General features: G+C 38.4%; 15 protein-coding genes. 7 read left to right on the top strand and 8 right to left on the bottom strand.

Features of this window, described 5'->3' with window-relative positions; all coding sequences use genetic code 11:
• Nucleotides 1–221: 221 nt before the first annotated feature.
• From KI343_RS17060 to KI343_RS17035, 6 genes are all read right to left on the bottom strand, one after another.
• Entirely contained in the window at nt 222–680 is a 459-nt protein-coding gene (locus KI343_RS17060) for a hypothetical protein (RefSeq protein ID WP_212927624.1), read from the bottom strand.
• A 2-nt stretch (nt 681–682) separates the two neighbouring features.
• Entirely contained in the window at nt 683–1,471 is a 789-nt protein-coding gene (locus KI343_RS17055; RefSeq protein ID WP_212927623.1) for a hypothetical protein, read from the bottom strand.
• A 145-nt stretch (nt 1,472–1,616) separates the two neighbouring features.
• Entirely contained in the window at nt 1,617–2,162 is a 546-nt protein-coding gene (locus KI343_RS17050) for a CBO0543 family protein (RefSeq protein ID WP_212927622.1), read from the bottom strand.
• Between the two features lie 321 nt (nt 2,163–2,483).
• Nucleotides 2,484–2,984, bottom strand: coding sequence for a hypothetical protein (locus KI343_RS17045; RefSeq protein WP_212927621.1), 501 nt, complete (start codon nt 2,982–2,984; stop codon nt 2,484–2,486).
• A gap of 99 nt (nt 2,985–3,083) precedes the next feature.
• Complete coding sequence (locus KI343_RS17040) at nt 3,084–4,100, bottom strand: DUF3231 family protein (RefSeq protein WP_212927620.1); 1,017 nt, start codon at nt 4,098–4,100, stop codon at nt 3,084–3,086.
• A gap of 53 nt (nt 4,101–4,153) precedes the next feature.
• Nucleotides 4,154–5,179, bottom strand: a complete 1,026-nt coding sequence (locus KI343_RS17035; RefSeq protein WP_212927619.1) for a DUF3231 family protein — start codon at nt 5,177–5,179, stop codon at nt 4,154–4,156.
• A gap of 131 nt (nt 5,180–5,310) precedes the next feature.
• Between KI343_RS17035 and KI343_RS17030 the strand changes: the two genes are divergently transcribed.
• From KI343_RS17030 to KI343_RS17020, 3 genes are read left to right on the top strand one after another with little or no spacing between them, the layout of a single operon-like run.
• Nucleotides 5,311–6,855 carry a spore germination protein gene (locus tag KI343_RS17030; protein ID WP_244857065.1) on the top strand — a complete coding sequence of 515 codons (1,545 nt, stop codon included), beginning with the start codon at nt 5,311–5,313 and terminating at the stop codon, nt 6,853–6,855.
• Nucleotides 6,842–7,948 carry a GerAB/ArcD/ProY family transporter gene (locus tag KI343_RS17025; protein ID WP_212927618.1) on the top strand — a complete coding sequence of 369 codons (1,107 nt, stop codon included), beginning with the start codon at nt 6,842–6,844 and terminating at the stop codon, nt 7,946–7,948. The genes KI343_RS17030 and KI343_RS17025 overlap by 14 nt, the downstream gene beginning before the upstream one ends.
• Nucleotides 7,941–9,122 carry a Ger(x)C family spore germination protein gene (locus KI343_RS17020; protein ID WP_212927617.1) on the top strand — a complete coding sequence of 394 codons (1,182 nt, stop codon included), beginning with the start codon at nt 7,941–7,943 and terminating at the stop codon, nt 9,120–9,122. The genes KI343_RS17025 and KI343_RS17020 overlap by 8 nt, the downstream gene beginning before the upstream one ends.
• 330 nt (nt 9,123–9,452) lie before the next feature.
• Here the strand turns inward: KI343_RS17020 and KI343_RS17015 are convergent, their stop codons facing one another.
• On the bottom strand, nt 9,453–9,617 hold the full coding sequence (locus KI343_RS17015) for a hypothetical protein (protein ID WP_212927616.1): 165 nt from the start codon (nt 9,615–9,617) through the stop codon (nt 9,453–9,455).
• Nucleotides 9,618–9,821: 204 nt separating this feature from the next.
• On the opposite strand from KI343_RS17015, the gene KI343_RS17010 reads away from it, so the two are divergent.
• Both KI343_RS17010 and KI343_RS17005 read left to right on the top strand, forming a co-directional pair.
• Nucleotides 9,822–10,436: a spore coat protein gene (locus KI343_RS17010; protein ID WP_212927615.1), complete on the top strand. Its 615-nt coding sequence runs from the start codon at nt 9,822–9,824 to the stop codon at nt 10,434–10,436.
• 114 nt (nt 10,437–10,550) lie between these two features.
• Nucleotides 10,551–12,611, top strand: coding sequence for a catalase (locus KI343_RS17005; RefSeq protein ID WP_212927614.1), 2,061 nt, complete (start codon nt 10,551–10,553; stop codon nt 12,609–12,611).
• Between the two features lie 69 nt (nt 12,612–12,680).
• On the opposite strand, the gene KI343_RS17000 is transcribed toward KI343_RS17005, so the two are convergent.
• Nucleotides 12,681–13,781 carry an MGDG synthase family glycosyltransferase gene (locus tag KI343_RS17000; protein WP_212927613.1) on the bottom strand — a complete coding sequence of 367 codons (1,101 nt, stop codon included), beginning with the start codon at nt 13,779–13,781 and terminating at the stop codon, nt 12,681–12,683.
• 402 nt (nt 13,782–14,183) lie between these two features.
• On the opposite strand from KI343_RS17000, the gene KI343_RS16995 reads away from it, so the two are divergent.
• Together KI343_RS16995 and KI343_RS16990 are read left to right on the top strand one after the other, a co-directional pair.
• A complete protein-coding gene (locus KI343_RS16995) occupies nt 14,184–14,747 on the top strand; it encodes a YkoP family protein (protein ID WP_244857061.1) in 564 nt (187 codons plus the stop codon).
• Between the two features lie 764 nt (nt 14,748–15,511).
• Nucleotides 15,512–16,324 carry a metallophosphoesterase gene (locus KI343_RS16990; RefSeq protein ID WP_212927612.1) on the top strand — a complete coding sequence of 271 codons (813 nt, stop codon included), beginning with the start codon at nt 15,512–15,514 and terminating at the stop codon, nt 16,322–16,324.
• Nucleotides 16,325–16,960: the final 636 nt, after the last annotated feature.

The raw sequence follows: 16,960 nt of genomic DNA, 5'->3' as shown, positions 1-16,960 counted from the left end.
GATGTTTCTTAAGATAATAGGTGTGGTATCTTCATTCTGCTGAAGGTACCGCTTTTTTCTTTTGGTCAAAGGATTGGAATATTTTGGTAACTGCAACAGCCGGAGAGGGTGAACCTGTTATAGAAAATCCTAAGAGAGTGATCCAAAGACCTAGAAATGGTTTTTTAGATCAGTTAGATTTGATTCCCTTGATTCTCTGCAATCTCTACATTCTATTTGCATTATTTCACTTTTGCGACCCCGATGGCATAATTTTTCCAGAGAATACTTTCCACCATTTCTGCCTGTTCTTCCTTACAATCAATGATTAAAATCACTTCGGAATGCTCCCCTTTTAACGCTCTTTTCCGTTTTTTAACGACATATTCAACATATAGTCTAATTGCGAATCCGATAAGAAATCCGATAAATGCTCCAATTAGTCCCCAAATGATTGGTCCCCAATATAACATTAATCCAATACTTGCACCGATTACAGAAAAACCTGTACCAATCGCCAATCCGATATCGATAAGGGATGTTCCGTCTGCTCTGTGAAGTGTATCAAACAACCTGGGTTTTTCTATTTGACTATCTAGCGGAACAGCAAAAATATTTTCGTTTGGAATACCTATTCTTTTCAGCGTGCCTATCGCTATCTCTAAAGATATATGATGTTCAAATGTTGAGAAAACCTGCATAATTAGTCAACCTTCTTCCCCTTTAAGATCTTAAATGAGGTATTTTGATAATGATCTTTGAGATATTGTCGCTGCTCTCTATCGAAAAGCTTATTATTTTCCACCGTATTTACGTAGGCATCGTACATAGAAAAACCATAAACGGAGGGAAGAAATAAGATCCATTCAGCGTTTATCACAGAGTTAGCTTGTTGAATTTCTCCTTGAAGCAGATACGTAAGAGCCTCCGGAAAATGAGAAAAGTAAAAAAAGAGAAGCACCCAGATAATCACAAAGAAAGCCGTGAAAATTCGGTGTATGTAAAGCTGCCCCAGCCCGGGTGTAATGATCGATGCTACCACTGCCATGAGCGGATTTCGTTTATCTAAATAATTTATTTCTACCGGCCCAATATTAAATGTATTAAAACGATGTCCTTCAAGCTCGGACGCAGTGTAAACTCTATTCATATCGTTGGTTGTACGATAACTGTCCCAGATAGCAAAGAAATATACGGGTGTATATAGTAAGAGCCATCTGGTATCTACTACACTTGTAGCTGTCTCAAAGTTTCCTTGAAAGCTATAAATAATCGCCAAATTAATATTAGCTTGCAGGTTAACAATTACTTCCCAAATAAATAGGACAAACCCACGCAGATATTTTGATAAAAGCAGGTGGCCGAATCCCGGGAAAGCGGCACTCCACCAGGCAATAATATAAGGGTTTCTTAAATGAATTTGTGTCGTGCCGACCGTGCTGACATATGCGGTATAACGTCTGGCTGTATTATCAGGTGTATAATTCTGCATCTCTAAAGTTCCCTTTCAAGGTTTTATTTCTTTTTGGTAAACATCCTTTGTGCGTACAACCAGGTAGTTGTATACATCCCCAATCGTATTAGGCGTACGGGAATAAAAATAATTGGAAAGAGCAAGACGAGATAAGGGAAATAGGCTATTTATAATGCTGATCCCACTGCTTAAATTTATTAATTACAAATTTGAATACAACGGCAATAATAATATAAGGCAAGAATGAATAGATATGTTTCCAATGAAACATTTCATATATCTGTAACTGCACCAAAGTCGGTTCCAGGATAAATGCGAAAATAAATGCATTTATCGTAGAGGCAATTAAAAATGATTTCCATTTCGGGAAGTATTGGTAGATAATCATATAAATAGCAGGCATTTGTATTCTGTGTATTTCAATAATCAGAGATACAGGTAATAAGGAATTTGGGTAATTCCATAACATTAACATAACACCTAGTGCATCACCTAAGATGGCTACACTTGTTACAAAAAATCCGTATGTAATAATCTCGAATATTCTCTTTTTATCTAAAAGAATCAGCCATACAACAAAAAGGCCAATTGTTGTAATGAAAAGAATCCACCAACTGAAGGTAAATAAGTTCTCATTTAACCAATATTCCAATTTTGTGTCCCTAAATTGCTTTGTTAATTCCATAACATCTTGCCAAGTAGGCTGCATGTCGCACACTCCTAATTTTTCCGAAGTAAGGTACAGTGATTTTCTGCAATAGGTGTTCCAAATAAAGAAAACAACTTGGCTTGGTCCAACCCAGAACTATTTTTCCCGCTACCTAAATAAATATTCGTATATTAATGAAAGGTCACGGTATATGGAAATAGAGTTACAAAGATTAATCGTACCCTCTTTGACCTTTTTATCTAGCCAAATAGTTAATGGTGTTTTTGAAATGTGGATGCTTTTTTATCTGTGGGAGCTGGCAGAAACTACTCGCTGCCAAAACCAATAGCTCTTAAGCTAAACTAAAGCTTAAGAGCATTGTCAAATAACCTCTTCTGATTCGCCATCCGCATTTATTTTTAGTAGAAACCATCTGATAAGCCCGCCAATTGCTAAACCAATCGGTGTAGATAGAATTGGCATCCATACAGGACCGATAAAGTGCCCGAAAATTGTTAAGTTTGGTGAAAAAATGACGCCTACTGTAACAAAATAGGCTGTGAAAGCAAGCGGCAGATATGCAAAAGGCTTTTCTCCACCACCGGCATCCTTATATGCATCCCATATTGTAAAGAAATATAAGCACGGATAAAACATGAGCCACAAATAATTGGTTTGTGCGATTGCTTCTTCAATTTTAAGATGGAAGCTTAAAATAATGACGGTATTCAAATTCCCCATTACATTAATTAAAATCTCCAATCCAATAAATAGAATCCCTTTTATATAACGATGATTTAATAATTGAGCGAATCCAGGCAGCGCAATGCTCCAAAGGACCGCCTCAAGCTTCTTGCTTTTCTTCGTTAACTTTGTCTCCAATAACTCACCTACTTCGATAATTCTTTCCAACCTGTTGCTTTTGGAGGTTATTTCGAACATCGGGTATATAAAATAAATAAGAAAATATTTCCTGTCTCTTTAGCCTTTTCCTTTTTCCGTTTTCGCTAACTCTTCCCTATCAATCATTCGTGGCGGTTCTTCCAGCCAGCCATTTTTGATTAAGATATTGGTACCATCTTCTGAGTAAAGTAAAATTTCATTCATCAGACGGTAATAATTTGCTCCGATGTCCTTTCTCGTATTGGTCGAGATACTGAAACCATAAAACCCGAAACCCTGTGAAATCATGCCTGTCGTATGAAACATTATTAATTTATCGGAAAAAGGGGAAACCTCAGCAGAATTTGTTACTAGGGAATCAGAGCCCATAGGAACAGAAAGACCGCTCCCTTGTAAAGATTCGCTAAATATGTTCACATGCTTTTTAGCGATATCAATTCCTCTTAGTAGATAGGATTTAACTTCTTTTGACTTTGCGACCTGGCTAAAACCGGTTAATGTAGCAGCCCCTAATGCATTTCGCTCTATATTGCCAAATAAGCTTGTAATTTCCTGAGCTAGCAGCGGTCTGCGCTCACCTAACCAACCCTTCAGGAAATTTTGCTTTTTCACAAAATCTACTTCTTTTAGGGCAGGTATCGAAGGTGGACGGACAAACGTACCCTTGGATAGAGCAATCTGTGTCGCCTTATGATGGATCGCATGATAATCCTGGAATGCTTTGCTAAAAAAGGAGTAAACATCTTCGCGGGCACTGCTGCTTATTGACATCGTCAAAGCAGTCATTCCCAGCATTCCTAGATTTAAAGTATGCTGCAGCATATAGCCGTCTGTGTAAAGCTTTGGTGCTTGCGTATTGACATCTCCATCTGTAAATCCCTGAGGTACGGGGTGGCTTTCCTTGATTAGAAAACTTTTGAGCTTCTCTAAGTGATCTCGTTCCATATTATATACGTCCTCGATTACCGGACGAATCTCCTCATCTTCTACCTTTTCTTTAAAATAAGAATATACGGCACTGTTGAGACTGGCATTCATGTACGAACCCCAAATTTGGGACAGTTCCGCAGCTGTTAAGTTGATCTTTCTTTCCATGTTCTTTTCCCTCCCGAAATTTTAGTGCAATGTAATTCAACTGATAGAGTGAATCAGCTTTTCTCCTTATTCCTGGCTAATTTTTCCCGATTTTTGGTGCTTGGCGGTTGTTCGAGCCAATTATTATCAATCATGATATCTGCACCGCTTTTTGCAAACCGGGCAATTTCTAAGGACAGACGTGAATAATTAAGGGATAAATCTGTTCGCTGACTAGCCGCTCCGGCAGTGGCATAGTTTCCAACTCCTGCTGACATAATCAAGGACATATGAAACATCATTAATTTATCAGAAAAAGTTTGTGTTGTGGAATCACTAACCGCTACATCCGGTATTTGTGGCGCTCCAAGATCACCTTTCATCAAGGTATCCACGAATATTTTTATATGCTTTTGTGAAATATTTTTCCCCCTAATCATAAAATCCTGTACAACTTTGGCAGGGGAGGTTTGGGCAAATGCAAGGCATAATCTTGCCCCCATTTCATTTGTCTGGATGTTTAAATATAAATGAGAAATTTCAACGGCATTTAACGGTCGTTTCTCACTAAATGGATTAAGACCGCTATAATATTTTTTGCTGTCGACATAATCTGTTTCTTTAGGGACCTCAATATAGGGGTGCCTCGAATTTATTCCTTTCTCAAGAGCAACTTTGACAGCGTCATCATAAAGCGTTGTTGCTTCCTTGAGCGCCTGTATGGAATAATCTCTAATTTCCTTTTTTATACTCATCGAGACAAACCCACTGTAAGTAATCATCCCAATTCTTGCCATCTGCGTGACATACGTTAAACAAAATGTATCAGTAAAAAGCCAAGGGGCATTCATATTGACATCTTTCTCCGTAAAACCATTTGGGATTGCATAATTTTCTTTTTCAAAAATTTGATGCAGCTGCTCGATATGATTTGCAGAAATGTCATAGGCTTGTTGAACAACGGGCTTTATTTCAGGGTCATCAATATATTTCAGCATGAAACCCAAGATGCATCTCGCCATCGTATCATTCATATATCCTGTCCATAAAGAAGCAATCTCAGCCGCTGTTAGATGCACTTTTACTTTTTTTTCTTCCATTTTGTTTTTGACCCCTTTCTTAAGTGGAATATAGATTTAGATTTTACTACTGGATATATTTTATACATAAATATAGGTTCATTGGGAAAAAGAAGAGGAGCAATTATTTTAGATGACTTGAGGGGATAAAGTTGGGTCGATCTTTATATCGGAAAAATGATAAAAAAAAAGCAGAAGAAAATTTCTCTCTAGAGATCGGAACGAATCTGGCTGAAAATCTGGGAAATGTAAGAAAAATGCTAGAAAATCCAAATGATCTTATTATACGTGAATTTACCATTGGTAATGGAAATCATCGCACAGCAATTGTTTATATCGATGGCTTAGTAGAGAGCGTCTATATCCAGGATCATATTATGGAAGATTTAAAACAGGCAACAGAATTGCCTGATGATAAACAGGAGCTATTTGACGTAATTCAACATGAAGTTATTACGCTAACAGATATCGAACGGGGACAATCACTAGATGATGTATCGAATGCCATCCTCAGCGGTAAAACGGTGTTCTATTTGGATGAGGTAAACCAAGTGCTTATCATGGATACCAAAGGCGGGGAAAATCGATCCGTTGAAGAACCGCAGTCAGAATCACTTATTCGCGGTCCAAGAGAGGGATTTGTAGAGGACTTAAGTACAAATACGGTTCTGATTCGTCAGCAAATAGCTGATCCTAACCTGCGTTTTAAAAATTATAAAGTTGGCAGGCGCTCTAAAAAGGACCTTCTTGTCGTCTATATGGATGGTATTGCGAATCCAGACATCGTTGAAGAAGTAAAACGAAGACTGGAAACGATTGATATCGATGATGCACCGGAATCTGGTTATATTGAGCAATGGATTGAGGATAGTTTTTTGTCGCCTTTTCCACAGGTTTTAAGTACAGAGAGACCGGATAAAGCTGCTGAGGGAATGCTGCAAGGGAAGGTTGTCATTATGCTTGATCGTACGCCGTTTGTATTAATCGCACCAGCGACTTTCGGCAGTTCCATGCATTCTCCTGAAGATTATTATTGGCGATGGTCCCTTGCAACGCTGATTAGAATGCTGCGTTACCTTGCAGCGTTTATCTCGGTATTTCTGCCAGCTTTATATATTGCCTTAGTTTCCTATCATCAAGGACTGATTCCTTCCAAATTAGCATTCTCTATTGCGGCATCGAGACATGGAGTTCCGTTTCCTCCATTTATTGAAGCGTTAATTATGACGGTTACAATGGAACTGCTACGAGAAGCTGGTTTGCGGTTGCCAACCGCAATTGGGCAAACCATTGGAATTGTAGGAGGGCTCGTTATTGGGGAAGCAGCCGTTTCAGCTGGAATAGTTAGTCCTATTATGGTAATTGTCGTTGCCCTGAATGCTATTGCGTCTTTCTCTCTGCCCTCGTATGATATCGCCATTTCGTTTCGGATCCTTCAGTTTGGATTAATGTGTGCAGCTGCTATATTCGGTCTGTATGGAATCATTCTCGGATATATTATGATAAATATCCATCTTGTTAATTTGACGAGTTTTGGTGTTCCATATTCGGCTCCCTTTGCACCGAACTTTTTGAGTGATTGGAAGGATCTTGTTTTACGTGCGCCTATTACCATGAAGAAAAAACGTCCAGTCTTTATGCAAACCAATGATGAGAAGCTGATGAATAAAGGAGATATTGGCAATGAAAAGGTTTAAATATGGAGATGAAAGAATCAGTGAAAGAGATATTATGGTTGCTATCCCATCCATCGTGATTGGGGTAGGGATTCTTTCCCTGCCTAGAGATTTGGCTGCTCTGACGATAGGATCGGATGGTTGGATTCCTTTATTGGTTGTAGGATTAATGATTATCTTTGTATGTTGGGCAATAGCCAAATTTGCATCCGGTTTTCCCAATCAGACATTTCTTACCTACGCCTCTAAGATCGTAACGAAACCTGTAGCAATTGTTTTGACATGTCTATTTGCTATTGTTTCTATTTTTATCACTTCATTTCAAATTCGTAAAATTTCTAATATAGCCCAACAATATCTATTTGATCGCACACCCATCGAGGTTATTGCACTAACCTTTTTGTTGGTTGTCGTCTATGCTGTTGCCGGTTCGAGGGTCGGTTTGTTTCGAATCAATCTGCTATTTATGCCGATTATTCTTTTTATCGCATGTACAGTAATTGTATTTAATATAGGCTGGTTTGATTTTGGGAATTTATTACCTGTTTTTCAAACACCTGTAAAGGATTATCCTAAAATTTTTACTTCAGGCTCAGCCGCTTATCTCGGCGTTGGAATCTTGTGGTTTTACCTTTCCTTGGTTGACGAGCCTAAAAAAGCACCAAAGGCAGCGGCACTAGGGATGTGTATACCTGTCGGATTATATATTTTGATATTTATCATGTGTATTGCAGTGTTTGGCACTGAAGTTACCTCAAATTTACTGTACCCGACAGTAGAGCTGGCGAAAGTAGTTGAAATACCAGGTGGATTTTTTGAACGATTTGAATCTGTATTTTTTGTGATATGGATCATGGCCATTTTTATTACTGCAACGATGGCCATGGACATTGGTGTTTTTGCGCTGAATTCTATTTTTAAAAACACGATGAAAATAAAACTTATTTTTATCTGTGCACCGTTCATATATCTCATTGCGATGTTTCCGAAAGATGTAACGGAATTAGACTTATTTGGAACAATACTGAGTAATTCTATTATTATTTTAAATCTGTCTGTACTTATTCTGCTGCCTGTGGTTGCTAAAATCAGAGGGGTGAAGCGAAATGAATAAAAAATATCTATTTCTTCTATGCTGTTTTTGTTTTTTTCTTACCGGATGCTGGGATGAAATGAATATTGAAGAACGAGGCTTTGTGGTTGGTGTTGCTTTTGATTTAGCAGAGGAACAATCTGGAGATAGTCCGATGATAACCATGACAAACCAGTTTGTTGTCCCTGCTGGATTTGGCACCCCCAGTGAAGGTGGAAATAGTTCTGAAAAACCCTATAGCAATTTATCAGTAACTGGTCAAAGTTTATTTGAAATGACTCGGGAAATGGCAACGATTCAAGGGAATGCTCCCTATTATGAGCATTTACAATCCATTGTGGTTGCTGAAGAATTAGCACAGGAACCACATATGTTTGAAAACGTGATGGATCTCCTAATTCGCGATCCGGAAATGCGGAGGGAGACCAGGGTCGTCGTTTCTGCAAAAAAAGCAAAAGATATACTCGAAATCGAACCTACTTTAGAACCACTCCCAGCTATGCATATTAATACGGTGAATGACAATATCGATCGAGCCGGAGGCTTAATTCAACCACTTCGAATAGGAGAATTGAATGAATACATGTTAGAAGAATATAATTATCTTATTCCAATTGTTCGCGCATTTGAGGATCGAATTATTTTTAATGGTGCTGGTATCTTTGATGGGAAAAGTAATCAATTAGTTGATACAATCAGCGGTCTAGAGATTTTTGGTGTAAATTTAATAACAGGGAAACTGAAGGGAGGCTTTATTAATTTTAAGGCTAAAGATGAGAAGATGGTTTATGAAATAAAACAAGCAAAAAGTAATATTAAAATAGAGGCAGACCAAACAGATCATATTACCATCGATATAGAAATTGATACAGAAGGAAATATTGCTGAGACGTTTGGAGGAAGAAGCCTATTAGATGAAAATTATATGGAAGTAGTAAATAAACATTTAAGAGAAGAGATTAAACACCAAGTCACCGATATACTAAAAAAGGGCCAAGAAGAAATCGGCATGGACTTTTTTGGATTCAGTAAAATAATGCGAGAAAAACATTATAAAACGTGGGAAAAAATAAAAGGTGACTGGGAAGATGGGAAAAACATTTTCCAAAATGCAACGATAAATGTCACGGTAGAAAACACTATCCGAACCGTCGGTACGACGAATCGGACAAAAGATTTGAAAAGAAGCGAGTGATTTTATGTGGGATCGCGTAATGGGGGTATTACCCGAAAATTTAATTCTGCTCTGTGCCGTTTTATCCTTTTTGATTCCATACGCTGTTTATAAAGTAAATCAAAAACTGCATAAATATGGAGACCCGCCATGGAAGGATAAGGGATATAGAGAGAATCAGAAGATTGGGAATAAGAACAAGGGCAGCTGAGATTGCAGCAAGATGTAAAAAAATCCTTATAAGTCTAAAAAAAGAGGCTGGAACAAAATATTTTTGTCTCAGCCCCTTCTAAATGATGTACGCACACTATAATACATAAATCCGATATTATAGTGTGAAAATAGGTTATTCTATTGGCGCCCTTGGCCTCCGTCAACGTTTTCTTCTTGGTTTTGTTCATTCGGTTCCTCAGTCGGATCTGGCTCTTGGTTATCATTATTCGTCGCGCAACCAAATAATACACCCATCGAAAGGATTGCCGTTATGGCACCTACGATAAATTTTTTAGAATCCATCTTAACTACCTCCTTTTTTACTTCCATCTTATCCATCCCCATTTTATAGGGAAGTATTCCGTATTTCTTTATCAGATTATTCACTTGTATTTCACAACCAAAATAAAACTTTAATGATTTATATAAAAAAGACGATTAGATGCATAATTGTGTTCCGTTATTGTCACCATATATACGAAGAAAAAATTTATTAGGAGGATTTTCATGCAAAATAATCAAAACGCCCAACAAATGAATTCTGCAAGTGCATCGGCATCACAAATGAATCACGGGGGACACGAAATATTGGATGTCCATGAGGTATTGTCAGGTGCAATTAATACGATTAACACCTATACGCTTCTAAGTGCACACCTGAAATGCCCAGAGCTTCGAGATATTTTAGAAAGACAAAAAGCATTCATGCAAGATGAATATAATATTACGCTGGAGTGCTATAAAACAGGTAAGGATCCTTCTCATCCAACACAAAGCTATAAAATGAAAGAAGATAATCAGGTCACTTATGGGTTAAAACCCCCTTCCCAGCCTAAAAAACCAATGCAGGCTCCTACGGAAATAAACGATGAGCTCATCGCACAAAGTATGTTATGTGCAGTAAAATCAGGTGTACCAGGCAAAGCGACTGCAGCATTAGAATCAACCAATCCTGTTGTACGCAGAGTTCTAGCAGATTCGCTTCCAAACTGTATTGAGATGGCTTATGAAATTTCTTTGTATCAAAACAAGCACGGTTATTATCAAGTGCCGCAGCTTACACCGCAAGATATGATGCAAATGCAACAAGGTTATGCACCAGCTGCGGTTCAATCACAATAACGAAAAAATTTTCAAGATGAAACAGGCATGCCCTTTCTATTAAGAGAGGGCTTTTAATCACAAGCTATAAGAAGGTGTTCAAAAGTTTTGCTATAAAAAGGAGTTTTTAACATCATGATAAATGAGGATAAAAAAATAAATAAAAATAGTAAAAATGAGCAGTTGGAATATTTTCGGAGCGCTGATAGTGAAGATAAAAAGTTGACGACGAATCAAGGTCTTAAATTAACGGAAGATGCACGTTCTCTAACAGCAGGAGAAAGAGGACCGACGCTGATAGAAGATTTTCATTTCCGTGAGAAAATGACTCATTTTGATCATGAGCGCATCCCAGAACGGGTCGTACATGCGCGAGGTTTTGCTGCTCATGGAGAATTTCAAGTATATAAATCAATGAAACAATTTACCAGAGCAAAATTTTTACATGATCCGAATGTAAAGACACCTGTGTTCGTCCGTTTTTCCACCGTTGTCGGGTCACGTGGATCGAAGGATACCCCCAGAGATGCCAGAGGATTTGCAACAAAATTCTATACAGAGGAAGGGAATTTTGATTTAGTGGCCAATAATATTCCTGTCTTTTTTATCCAAGACGGTATGAAATTCCCTGATGTGGTTCATGCCATTAAACCAGAGCCGCATAATGAAATGCCGCAAGCAAGTGCTGCTCATGATACATTCTGGGACTGGGTTTCACAAAATCAGGAGTCTGCTCATATGGTAATGTGGCTGATGAGTGATCGAGCTATTCCTCGAAGTTTTAGGATGATGGAAGGGTTTGGTGTGCATGCATTCCGGTTTGTGAATGAGGAAGGGAAATCCCATTTTGTTAAGTTCCACTGGAAACCAGTTCTAGGCACCCATTCGCTCGTTTGGGACGAAGCTGAAAAGTTAGGCGGGAAGGATCCGGATTTTAACCGCCGTGATCTTTGGGAAGCGATCAATATGGGGGACTATCCTGAGTTTGAACTTGGGGTTCAAATTTTAGAGGAAAAAGATGAATTTGCATTTGACTTTGATATTTTGGATTCAACGAAGATCTGGCCAGAAGAAGATGTTCCTGTCGAAATTATCGGTAAAATGACGTTGAATCGAAACGTTGATAACGTTTTTGCGGAAACGGAACAAGTTGCTTTTCATGTAGGTAACGTCGTGCCCGGGATTGACTTTACAAATGATCCCCTGCTTCAAACGCGATTATTTTCCTACACGGATACACAGCTGCTTCGGCTTGGCGGTCCAAACTTTCACGAGATCCCAATTAACCGCCCAGTTTGTCCGTTCCATAATAACCAACGTGATGGATTTCACCGCCAAACGATAAATAAAGGACAAGTCTCTTATCGAAATAATTCGCTAGCTAATAATTCTCCACATACCGTAGACGAGAAGGACGGCGGCTTTGCACATTATCAAGAGAAGGTTGAAGGACATAAAATCAGAGCGAGAAGCAAAAGCTTTGACGATCATTTTAGTCAAGCAAGATTATTTTGGAACAGCATGAGCGACGCTGAAAAAAAGCATATTATAAATGCATTTTGTTTTGAGGTCGGTAAAGTGCAATATAAGCCTATCCAGCAGAAAATTGTCGATATGTTTGCTATCGTTGATCATGCCATGGCTGCTGCAATCGCAGAAAAGATTGATGTGAATGTACCTCCAGCAGAGGTTCAATTAAAGATAACCAAAAAGTCACCTGCCTTAAGCCAGGAGAATACCCCGAAATTAGCCAAAACCCGCAGAACGGCTGTCATTATTGCTGATGGATTTCACGGTGCGGAAACCAAAAAAGTGATCGAGACGCTGCAAGCAGCAGGGGTTAAAGCAGAAATTATAAGTGATAGGCTCGGGCCTATACGTGCGGATGATAACAGCGAACTTATAGCCAAGCATACGTTTACAACTGCTTCATCAGTTATATTTGATGCTGTGTATACGGTTGGCGGAACACAAGCGGATAATACGTTTAAGAAAAAAGCTAAATTGTTTATGCAGGAGGCGTTTGATCATTATAAACCGATTGGCATCGCTGAGGAAGGGGAGCGATGGTTTAATGAATTGCAAATGCCAAGTAAAACAGGTGTTGTTGTAAATAATCATCAGCCAGAGCAATTTTCAAAGCGATTTATTGATGCCATAGCTGCACATCGTTTTTGGGATCGAACGATATCGTAACAAACAAAAAAAGGTGCCTCTAGAGGGCTCCTTTTTTCGTTTATAGGGGGATTCAAAATGTCTTCTGCCTTAGCAAAGTACCTCTTTAATAATTTGTGCGATGTCCTCATTTTCAATGCCCTGGTGGAAAACGTCCCATTGCTGGTGTTCTTCTTGCAGTCTATTTAAAATCTGTTCTTCCATATTTTTTGAGGAATCCTTCCAATCCTCTAAATGAAAAACAAGCCCTTGCCTTTTTAAATAATGCAAGTTGAATTCTTCCTGCCCTGGCAATGCTTCATACACAAAGATAGGGAGCTTTTTCCATAGGCACTCTGTCACGGTAACCCCTCCAGGCTTGGTAATGATGGCATCTGCTTTGTCATATAATTTATTCATATCCTCTTTGGAACGAAGGTAAGGAATAGCCTTTATTTCAGAGTTATGAAGTTGCTGAATTTTTCTGTATAATACGTGGTTTTTACCGCATAGTACATAATACGAAATAGTGCCTGAGGCGTTTAGTGACTGAAGTAATTTTTCAATGGAACCTGCTCCCATATTTCCTCCACTGACTAAAACAATTAACTTTTCTTTCGCTTTTCGATTCCCGCGGGTTTGTTGTTTAAAAATAGGATGAATAGGAATACCTGTCACGCGAATGTTTTTTTCAAGGACACCTTTTTCTTTTAATTCTTGTTTTACGTGTTCACTTGGAACAAAATGATAGTCAATATGATTTATTGCCCATAAATCATTGACGAAATAATCCGTATAAACATTTACAACCTTTCCAGACCATTGGTTGTTTTCTTTTAATTTGCTTAACAGATAAGAAGGAAGAGAATGAGTGCATATAACCAAATGGGGATCCCGTGCTTCTAACGCCTGGAGCATTTTCTTTAAAAATAAGCGGTCATAGAATTGATAAATTTTACTTTTAGATCCTTTCACAACGGAAAACCTATAAATTTGGCTATAAATAGCAGGAACTTTGTGGATGGATTGTAAATAGAGCGAAGAAATAAATGACTCCAACTTACCAAAGCAATGGGATAATATCTCAAGTTTGTCATAATCAATTTCTTCTGATATCTCGTCAGAATATTCCAGCTGATCTTTTATACTGTCTGCTGCGTGATGATGTCCAGAAGGTATCCGCAGGAAAGGCATAAATAATACTCGAAACATCCCTATCTCTCCTTTCGAACATTCGTTAAATTGGTTTTTAGCTCGCACTGAAATGATAGTTAAAACAGATGGAATGATGGTGTTAAGATTAATTTTTACTTTAATATTCCTGTAATAGTATCTGCAAACCAACCCAAAATAAAACTGTATTTTATTTCAGTATTGCTGGCAATAAGGCCCAAGATTAGGATTTTACGATGGAAGCAGGAAATACTGCCGGTAAGACTTGAAAGGGTCGATGCTCAAGACAATGCCTAACGATTCAGCTGAGCGGTGAAAAGCAAAAAGTATATCGAAGTAGAACTTTTACCATTATAAAAACTTTGTTTGCTTTTTCACCAGCATGCCTTGAGCTTCGAACTCATTGAGTGGATTTCATTATATTTGTGAGAGGTTACGACGATGAGAATCAATATGAAGAGCACGTGTTTACGGATTTGGAGTGTATGGGACCCTATCTATTACGATTTGACACGGCTGGAATATGTCGAAAATAAACCCGGAAACCGATCCATTATACGTGTAAGGCTTACGAAATATAAAGGAAGAAAGATAACATTAATGGATGGGACAGTCATTCATAAAAACGATATTCTGTTAAAAATTCATTTGCATAATGTGAAGTTATTAAAGGAAGTCCAAGCTTATGACAATGACATAAGAAGAGCATTAGAGATATATAAAATGGTAAAGGAATCTCTTCCATCGCTGGCTAATTTCATTTATTCACACGGTTACATGAATCATATTAAAGGACTTATCGGGATTACAACATTGCACAAAGGCTGCAGAAAATTAGGCTTTGAAGTGTATCCTTTTCAAAACAAATACTATAGATGGTTTAAGCAATTTTCTTTATTTCCGATTCATATGATAGCATCCCAAAAATTGAAAAAGGAAATCCCAACCCCAATGTACCTCATAATGTCGAAAGATGAACTATTAGAAAAATACCATGTAAAATGATGCCATTTGAATGGTCTTGGAATAAGTAATTGCAGTTTTAATTAGGGCAGTCGCCTTTTAGGCTACTTGCCCAGTTTTCTTTATGGATTACCTTCTATGCAAGCCACTTTATGCCGCCCCTCGCTCGGAAATAAGGTTAAGCGCTCCAACAAGTGCCGTGCCCGCTCGGAAATAAGGTTAAGCGCTCCAACAAATGTTGCCTGCGCTCGAAAAAAAGTGTACGCGCTCCGCCCAATGCCGAACCAGCTCGAAAAAAGTCTAGGCGCTCCAACCAAGGCAAAACCCGCTCGAAAATAAAGTGTACGCGCTCCACCCAATACTCAACCCGCTCGAAAATAAGGCTACGCGCTCGACCCAATGCTAAATCCGCTCAAACAAAAGGCTAGGCGCTCCAACCAAGGCAAAATCCGCTCGAACAAAAGTGTACGCGCTCCACCCAATACTCAAACCGCTCGAAAATAAGGCTATGCGCTCCTTCCCGAAGTCCCACCCCAATCTAGAGGAGTGCTTTCACATTAAAGCGCTGCTTAATCTATCGTCCCCCATACTATTAATGCAATTTTCTCTAGCTGTTTTTGAAGCCTATTTAGTCAAAGCTCAGAACGCTTGAGGCTTTAGTCAATTCGGTTCTTTTTATCCTTCTTTTTAAGGAAGTGCTTATGGAAAAATAAGAGTTACATTTGTTTGTATGTCATTTTAACCATATATTACTACTAAAAATATCTATGATTCTCTTTTATAATGAAATGGAGGAGGTTGATTAAATGACATACGTAATCATTACGATTATTACAATTCTAATAGCTTCCTATTTTTATAAGGGTTACAAAAACACGAAATCCGTGACAATCAATCATATAAAAATAGATGAAGTGGATTCCACAACGATGCATTCTTCCCTACGCATCCTGCATATTTCAGATATGCATTTAGAAAATATATCTATCTCTCCTGAAAAACTTTATCAAGATTTAAAAGATCAGCCTATTGATTTGATTGCATTAACAGGTGATTTTCTTGATCGTAAACAAGGTATCCCGAAGTTAGTTCCATATTTAGAAGCTCTTGCACAGCTAAACCCTGCATATGGGTCGTATGCTGTTTTTGGAAACCACGATTATGTTCTACAAAATGAGAATTTTAATGAGTTAAAAGATATATTAAATAATTACGGATTTAAAACGATGCAGAATGAGCATGAAAGAATTGAAGTTGCTGGAAAAGCATTAAATATTATCGGTATTGATGATTTCAGTACCAAGCGAAGCAATATTGAAAAATCATATGATGGGCTGGGGCAAGGATATAACCTGGTGCTGACGCATGACCCAAATATTGTGTTAAGCATGTCGAACTATCATTTTGATTATTTGTTGTCTGGACATTTTCATGGCGGGCAAATCTACTGGCCAAAACCATATCACTTAGTGAAAATGGGGAAATTAGTAAAAATGAAAATGGTGAAAGGATTGCACTATTATAACGGCCGCCCATTTTATATTAGTGAAGGACTGGGACAGACGGGGGTAAACATCCGTATCGGAAGCCGACCAGAAATAACCTATCACGAATTATGATTATTTGTTGAGTTAAAAGCGAATAAAGAAGAGTAGCAAAACGGGTATAAAATCACTATATTTAAAGAGAAGTCCAAACTGATTTGAATTCTAATGAAAGAATTTGATAACAGTACGGGTTTCTCTTTTTATACGTTTAGGAAGTATAAAATTTAGCAAATGTTATCGATGGTCTGATTCCGCTCGGAAAATAGATAACCCGCTCGAAAGTATAGCAACGCGCTCCAACTAAGTTTGAACCCGCTCGAAAATATAGCAACGCGCTCCAACTAAGTTTGAACCCGCTCGAAAATATAGCAACGCGCTCCAACTAAGTCTGAACCCGCTCGAAAGTATAGCAACGCGCTCCAACTAAGTTTGAACCCCCGCTCGAAAATATAGCAACGCGCTCCAACTAAGTCTGAACCCGCTCGAAAGTATAGCAACGCGCTCCAACTAAGTTTGAACCCGCTCCGAAAATATAGCAACGCGCTCCAACTAAGTCTGAACCCGCTCGAAAATATAGCAACGCGGGTACTGTCAATAAGTATGTGTAAATTCCCAGGAAGTGCACCGGTTTTACATGGAGTAGTGGGCATGGTAGCCTTGGTGGTAAGGCCAACGCTTTTTTCCATAGTTGGGTCTTGGCCTATGAAC

Origin of the sequence: Oceanobacillus sp. J11TS1 (assembly GCF_018333215.1) — a bacterium.
GTDB lineage: Bacteria > Bacillota > Bacilli > Bacillales > Amphibacillaceae > Oceanobacillus.
The sequence above is the reverse complement of the archived record's forward strand: the minus strand, read 5'-3'. Positions and strand labels throughout refer to the sequence as shown.

Excerpts from the sequence above, each read along its gene's own strand:
- KI343_RS16995 (WP_244857061.1), top strand. The coding sequence starts at position 14,184 with ATGAGAATCAATATGAAGAGCACGTGTTTACGGATTTGGAGTGTATGG.
- KI343_RS17015 (WP_212927616.1), bottom strand. The coding sequence starts at position 9,617 with ATGGATTCTAAAAAATTTATCGTAGGTGCCATAACGGCAATCCTTTCG.
- KI343_RS17005 (WP_212927614.1), top strand. The coding sequence starts at position 10,551 with ATGATAAATGAGGATAAAAAAATAAATAAAAATAGTAAAAATGAGCAG.
- KI343_RS17040 (WP_212927620.1), bottom strand. The coding sequence starts at position 4,100 with ATGGAAAGAAAGATCAACTTAACAGCTGCGGAACTGTCCCAAATTTGG.
- KI343_RS17025 (WP_212927618.1), top strand. The coding sequence starts at position 6,842 with ATGAAAAGGTTTAAATATGGAGATGAAAGAATCAGTGAAAGAGATATT.
- KI343_RS17035 (WP_212927619.1), bottom strand. The coding sequence starts at position 5,179 with ATGGAAGAAAAAAAAGTAAAAGTGCATCTAACAGCGGCTGAGATTGCT.
- KI343_RS16990 (WP_212927612.1), top strand. The coding sequence starts at position 15,512 with ATGACATACGTAATCATTACGATTATTACAATTCTAATAGCTTCCTAT.
- KI343_RS17020 (WP_212927617.1), top strand. The coding sequence starts at position 7,941 with ATGAATAAAAAATATCTATTTCTTCTATGCTGTTTTTGTTTTTTTCTT.
- KI343_RS17000 (WP_212927613.1), bottom strand. The coding sequence starts at position 13,781 with ATGTTTCGAGTATTATTTATGCCTTTCCTGCGGATACCTTCTGGACAT.
- KI343_RS17010 (WP_212927615.1), top strand. The coding sequence starts at position 9,822 with ATGCAAAATAATCAAAACGCCCAACAAATGAATTCTGCAAGTGCATCG.
- KI343_RS17060 (WP_212927624.1), bottom strand. The coding sequence starts at position 680 with ATGCAGGTTTTCTCAACATTTGAACATCATATATCTTTAGAGATAGCG.
- KI343_RS17050 (WP_212927622.1), bottom strand. The coding sequence starts at position 2,162 with ATGCAGCCTACTTGGCAAGATGTTATGGAATTAACAAAGCAATTTAGG.
- KI343_RS17055 (WP_212927623.1), bottom strand. The coding sequence starts at position 1,471 with ATGCAGAATTATACACCTGATAATACAGCCAGACGTTATACCGCATAT.